Genomic DNA, 1,228 nt, shown 5'->3' with positions numbered 1-1,228 from the left:
GAAGTTCGCGAACTTCCATCTCGACGAGCTCCAGCAGCTCGGCGTCGTCCACCATGTCGCACTTGTTCAGGAACACGATGATGTACGGAACGCCAACCTGACGCGCCAGCAGGATGTGCTCACGCGTTTGCGGCATCGGGCCGTCTGCAGCCGAGCACACCAGGATCGCGCCGTCCATCTGTGCCGCGCCCGTGATCATGTTCTTCACGTAGTCAGCGTGGCCCGGGCAGTCGACGTGTGCGTAGTGGCGGTTAGCCGTTTCGTACTCGACGTGCGCGGTGTTGATGGTAATGCCGCGTGCCTTTTCTTCCGGCGCCGCGTCGATCTGGTCGTACGCCTTTGCTTCGCCGCCAAACTTCTGCGTCAGAACCGTCGTGATCGCTGCCGTCAGCGTGGTCTTGCCGTGGTCAACGTGACCGATCGTGCCCACGTTCACGTGCGGCTTGGTCCGCTCAAACTTACCCTTGGCCATTTTCGACTCCTAAGAGGATTTTCCGTACGTTGCGCCGGGCGCAAACAATCACCGAGTACTTCTGGTGCCCATGGGCAGGATCGAACTGCCGACCTCTCCCTTACCAAGGGAGTGCTCTACCACTGAGCCACATGGGCGCTACATCTGTGTTGCTGGAGCGGGTGAAGGGAATCGAACCCTCGTCGTAAGCTTGGAAGGCTTCTGCTCTACCATTGAGCTACACCCGCAAGGATCATGGATTCCCAACAACTGCTACAACTTGCATTCTGGTGGAGGAGGTTGGATTCGAACCAACGTAGGCGTAAGCCAACAGATTTACAGTCTGCCCCCTTTAGCCACTCGGGCACCCCTCCGCAGAGAACTGACGATTATGGGGGAACGACATTCTTTTGTCAAGTCCTGCTTGACCGTTCCGATCCCAACGTTCTCACTTATATAGTGATTGGCGGTTAGCTTTCCGTAAACGCAAAAACCCCACCGCTGGGGGTGGGGTTTCTGGCTTTGGGGGAGCCTGACGATTACCTACTTTCACACGGGCAATCCGCACTATCATCGGCGTGGAGTCGTTTCACGGTCCTGTTCGGGATGGGAAGGGGTGGGACCGACTCGCTATGGTCATCAGGCATGACGGGTTGCTGCGTCGCTCTCAGGTTGGGGTCAACCGGGCGCCACAGCCAATCGGGAAGAAGCGTAAAGGATTCGTGTGTGGGGCTGTGTTGTTTCTGGCACAACACCGATCTCAACCGGCATGTCTTC

Annotated in this window: 1 protein-coding gene, 3 tRNA genes and 1 rRNA gene; all 5 read right to left on the bottom strand. The window is 57.7% G+C overall.

Translation table 11 applies throughout. The annotated features are described in order from the left end of the window. On the bottom strand, positions 1–472 hold a 472-nt coding region (locus GCT19_RS42125), incomplete at its 3' end, for a GTP-binding protein (protein WP_152854801.1). Positions 473–534: 62 nt separating this feature from the next. Next, positions 535–609 (bottom strand) — tRNA-Thr (locus GCT19_RS42120). A gap of 16 nt (positions 610–625) precedes the next feature. Next, positions 626–699 (bottom strand) — tRNA-Gly (locus GCT19_RS42115). A gap of 40 nt (positions 700–739) precedes the next feature. Beyond that, positions 740–825, bottom strand: a tRNA-Tyr gene (locus GCT19_RS42110). Positions 826–981: 156 nt separating this feature from the next. After that, positions 982–1,095, bottom strand: a 5S ribosomal RNA gene (gene rrf, locus GCT19_RS42105). Positions 1,096–1,228 lie beyond the last annotated feature (133 nt).

This window comes from Paraburkholderia atlantica, from assembly GCF_009362785.1.
In the GTDB taxonomy this organism is placed as follows: Bacteria; Pseudomonadota; Gammaproteobacteria; order Burkholderiales; family Burkholderiaceae; genus Paraburkholderia; species Paraburkholderia atlantica.
The sequence above is the reverse complement of the archived record's forward strand: the minus strand, read 5'-3'. Positions and strand labels throughout refer to the sequence as shown.